The organism is Bacillus sp. LL01, from assembly GCF_001037965.1.
This window is the reverse complement of record NZ_LFEL01000169.1, coordinates 1-4,284: the sequence shown is the minus strand read 5'-3', so window position 1 is coordinate 4,284 and position 4,284 is coordinate 1. Positions and strand designations below refer to the sequence as shown.

Below are 4,284 nucleotides of genomic sequence, written 5' to 3'. Positions count from 1 at the left end.
CATGAATAGAAAGAATTAGAACTCTGACATTCGGATACGTTTTAACAAGCTCACGCGTTGCTTCAACACCGTTCACTTTCGGCATGTTAATATCCATTAAAATGACGTCTGGGCGATGTTCTTCAACAAGTCCCATTGCTTCTGAACCATCTTCTCCATCTGCAACAATTTCAAATCCTGGTTCCATTGCTAGAATTCTCTTTACGCCTTCACGAAATAATTGATGATCATCAATTAATACGATACTGATTTTCTTTTCCTCATTCATCGCTATCACCTCTCCGTTTACACGGTTATTATCCTTACCAATTTCTAAGTCGATTAATCAATTCATTGCTACGTCAAAGGTACTTCGATGGAGATAATTGTCCCGATATCCTTTTTCGACTGAATTGTCAGTTCACCTTTAAGCATGTTGACCCTCTCCCTCATACCCATGAGGCCAAAAGAGCCTTCTTTTAACTTTGTCGTATCAAACCCAACGCCATCATCTTTTATGATCATTATAACCTTTGTTGGCTTGATTTCAATTTTCACTTGTATTTCTGTAGGCCGGGCATGCTTATAGGCATTTTGTACCCCTTCTTGAATCAGTCGAAACAACGCGACTTCATACTCTTCTGGAATACGTTGATCTCGCCCAAAATGCTTAAACCTTACAGCAATACGATTATGTTCTTCAAAATTCGCTAAATACTTCGATAAAGTAGGCACTAAACCTAAGTCATCGAGTGCCATCGGTCTCAAATCGTAAATAATCCTTCTTACTTCCGCAAGTGAACTTTTTACCATTTTTCTGAGGTCGCGAATCTCTTTTAGCGCTTCATCAATGCCTTGATCTTGATAAATTCGTTCTATTATCTCAGACCGAAGCAGAACATTCGCCATCATTTGAGCTGGTCCGTCATGAATTTCCCGGGAAAGCTTTTTCCGTTCTTCTTCTTGAGCTTCAATGATTTTCAGCCCAAACTTTTGCTTTTCCCTTGCATCTTCAATCACTTCACSAACTTGGCGCAAGTCACTGGATAAAAAGTTATATACAACTGCCATTTGACTAGCTAATTGTTCAGCACGCTCGATCGTTTCATTTAACTTAATCAGCCTTCGTTCGATATGGTCACGACGCTCTCGAAGCTTAATCTCTTCCTGTTGTAAGACGGCTAGTTGCACTTGGTAATCATTTGCTTGTTCATAGGCCGTTTTCACTTCTTCATGACTATAACGATCGAACGCTTTACTTACCTCTACTAAACGACTTCTTGAAAACTTCGCATGTAAATGGGTACGATCTGTTTTTTCAATGACGCCAGCTACCTTCATTCGAACATCTTGTAATTCTTTTTGCAAAGTCTGATATTCTCGCCTTGATTGCTCACCAATCTCGAAAATTTGCTCCCTGCTTTGTCCGACTGTATCTAGCGTTTGATCAATAATCTTGTCTAACATATTTTTGTCAGTCAAGGCTCTCACCAACCTCCACCGCCTTTTTTGGGCGCTAACTGGTGCAGAAAATCAACCTTGTCCATTTGCTTCAAGATAAAGTTTCCGCTATCCTTATCTTACAACAATCAGACTATAAAAGCGTTACTTTTTCCTAGCGTCCTTTGTCTCATCTCTATTAACGTAGTGGATGACATAACTATCGTAACAAACCTTTATTACATACGCATAACGCTCATTTGTAAAACTATGAAAAAAAGAGGAGGAGTATAGGACATGTTACCAACCTATCAAACGGTAAAAAGGCGTGGAGATCATGAAATCATCATTCAAAAGTCTCGCTTCATATCCTACTTTTCACGTGCGACCACTGAAGAAGAAGCACAAGCCTTTATAGAAGAAATCAAAAAGAAACATCGAGATGCCAACCATAATTGCTCTGCTTACTTAATCGGGGAACAAGATAATATCCAAAAAGCCAATGATGACGGCGAACCGAGCGGTACAGCAGGCGTACCTATGCTTGAAGTTTTAAAGAAACGCCAGCTAAAGGATACGGTTGTCGTCGTCACTCGTTACTTTGGCGGAATCAAATTAGGTGCGGGTGGCTTAATTCGGGCATACGGAGGAGCCGTAAGCGAGGGCTTGAATGCCGTAGGAGTCGTCGAACGCAAATTGATGCAAATCATGCACGCTCACCTCGACTATCATTGGCTCGGAAAAGTAGAAAATGAGTTAAGACAATCAATCTATCAATTAAAGCAAATCGAGTATCTTGATCAAGTAGACGTGCAAACTTATGTCGCCTCAGATGAGCTGGATGCATTTGAAGAATGGATAACCAATTTAACGAATGGCCAAGCGGAGATTGAGCGCGGCGAAGAAGTTTATTTGGAAACGGATTTATAAGGATGAGAGCCCCGTGCCGAATTTTGGTAGCGGGGCTTTTGTGGTGTGCACGTTTTTGTGCGTGTTCGGGTTCGGATTCGATCATAAAACGGCGTTTCGCTCATATCAGAGTGGGGTTCGCTCATATCTTTCGTATGGCGCACATATATCACGGATTGCGCTCATATCAGCCCAAATGCCGCTCATATATCCGTAAAATCGCTCATACCACTCCTGATCTCGCACATAAGCTTCATAAGCAGAGCCCCGCTCACCGGCGGGGCTCCCTCATGGCGTGCGCTCGCTCATATCAGAGTTGGGTTCGCTCATATCTTTCGTATGGCGCACATATATCACGGATTGCGCTCATATCAGCCCAAATGCCGCTCATATATCCGTAAAATCGCTCATACCACTCCTGATTTCGCACATAAGCTTCATAAGCAGAGCCCCGCTCACCGGCCAGGCTCCCTTGTGGCGCGCGTTCGCTCATAAAACAGCAATACGCTCATATCCGAGTTCGTCGCGCACATATTTTTCATATCGCGTACATATATCACGGATTGCGCTCATATCAGCCCAAATGTCGCTCATATATCTGTAAAATCGCTCATACCACGCCTGATTTCGCTCATAAGCCTCATAAGCAGAGCCCCGCTCACTGGCGGGGCTCCCTCGTGGCGCACGTTCGCACATATTTTCCCTATTGCGCACATATATCTCAGATCGCGCTCATATCAGTCCGAATGCCGCTCATATATCCGTAAAATCGCTCATACCACTCCTGATTTCGCACATAAGCTTCATAAGCAGAGCCCCGCTCACCGGCGGTGCTCCCTCGTGGCGCGCGTTCGCTCATAAAACAGCAATACGCTCATATCTCAACGCGTTCGCACATATTTTCCCTATCGCGCACATATATCTCAGATTGCGCTCATTTCAGCCCAAATACCGCTCATATAACCGTAAAACCGCTCATATCATGCCTAATTCCGCACATAAGCCCTCCTTCTTGCATAAGTCCACCAGCAAATGACCGCACCAGCCCTCATAAGCCCGTGCTGCCAGAAAACGCCTACATCCCCTCAATCATCAACCGTACCGCGCGTAGCATCTCTGCCTCACTCATACTTGCAACTCCTGGTGTGGCAATAGCCATCTGACTGCTTGCTGGTACGTGGACGAAGCCGGCTGGCGCGTTTAATTGCTTTTCTTCTATATAGTGAAGCGTTTGATACATGATGTTGTTGCACACATACGTGCCTGCCGTATTCGATATGGCAGCGGGGATGCCCGCCTCTCTTAGTGTGTCAACATATTTGCGTATTGGTAGAGTGGAGAAATACGCTGCCGGCCCGTCCGCGATAATCGGTTCATCTTGCTTCCTCACTCCATTATTATCAACATCACCGTCACTACAGTTGATCGCCACTCGTTCTGGCGTGATGCGGTTACGTCCTGCAGCCAGTCCTAGCATCATTACAGCGTCTGGCTGATACTCCTTCATCTTCGCCACCACTACTTCTGCTGCCTCACTAAATGTCACAGGTAGTACGGCACTCTTCACGACATATTCGCCAATCATCTCGCTATCTAACGTGTCAGCTAGTAATCTCGTAGGGTTATCAGCATGGTCTAGAAATGGTTCGAATCCTGTTAGTAATAGTTTCTTCATTTTACATCTCTCCTCATAGATAAAAGAGGGAGAAACTAATGTCTCTCCCTCCTGAAATTTTATTTTGTAATATAGGAAAATGAATCTTTGTATTGCTTCAGTTCGATGTTGACATCAGCTGAAATAATGCCTTCAATTTTAGCCAATTCTTTGTTTACAAAATGAACGAGGTCATCGTTATTTTTAAAGTAGGCTTGCATAATCAAGTCGTGCTGGCCAGAGAATGCGCCGACAAAACGGACTTCCGAGAAGCGGTTCAGCTCTGTTGCGATGCTTTCTTG

Annotated in this window: 6 protein-coding genes; 1 reads left to right on the top strand and 5 read right to left on the bottom strand. The window is 44.0% G+C overall.

Translation table 11 applies throughout. The features are described 5' to 3' along the window. On the bottom strand, positions 1-268 hold a 268-nt coding region (locus AB685_RS27165; RefSeq protein ID WP_047973718.1), incomplete at its 3' end, for a response regulator transcription factor. 68 nt (positions 269-336) lie between these two features. Further along, positions 337-1,461, bottom strand: coding sequence for a sensor histidine kinase (locus tag AB685_RS27160; RefSeq protein ID WP_047973717.1), 1,125 nt, complete (start codon positions 1,459-1,461; stop codon positions 337-339). Between the two features lie 255 nt (positions 1,462-1,716). Between AB685_RS27160 and AB685_RS27155 the strand changes: the two genes are divergently transcribed. Further along, positions 1,717-2,349, top strand: coding sequence for a YigZ family protein (locus AB685_RS27155; protein WP_047973716.1), 633 nt, complete (start codon positions 1,717-1,719; stop codon positions 2,347-2,349). Between the two features lie 289 nt (positions 2,350-2,638). On the opposite strand, the gene AB685_RS31880 is transcribed toward AB685_RS27155, so the two are convergent. From AB685_RS31880 to AB685_RS27145, 3 genes are all read right to left on the bottom strand, one after another. After that, positions 2,639-2,821 carry a hypothetical protein gene (locus tag AB685_RS31880; protein WP_198530605.1) on the bottom strand — a complete coding sequence of 61 codons (183 nt, stop codon included), beginning with the start codon at positions 2,819-2,821 and terminating at the stop codon, positions 2,639-2,641. A 582-nt stretch (positions 2,822-3,403) separates the two neighbouring features. After that, entirely contained in the window at positions 3,404-4,003 is a 600-nt protein-coding gene (gene pcp, locus AB685_RS27150) for a pyroglutamyl-peptidase I (protein ID WP_047973715.1), read from the bottom strand. Between the two features lie 59 nt (positions 4,004-4,062). Continuing rightward, on the bottom strand, positions 4,063-4,284 hold a 222-nt coding region (locus AB685_RS27145), incomplete at its 5' end, for an Lrp/AsnC ligand binding domain-containing protein (RefSeq protein WP_047973714.1).

Bases quoted from the DNA above. Each gene is read 5' to 3' on its own strand.
- AB685_RS27155 (WP_047973716.1), top strand. From the start codon at position 1,717: ATGTTACCAACCTATCAAACGGTAAAAAGGCGTGGAGATCATGAAATC.
- AB685_RS31880 (WP_198530605.1), bottom strand. From the start codon at position 2,821: ATGAGCGAACGCGCGCCACAAGGGAGCCTGGCCGGTGAGCGGGGCTCT.
- pcp (WP_047973715.1), bottom strand. From the start codon at position 4,003: ATGAAGAAACTATTACTAACAGGATTCGAACCATTTCTAGACCATGCT.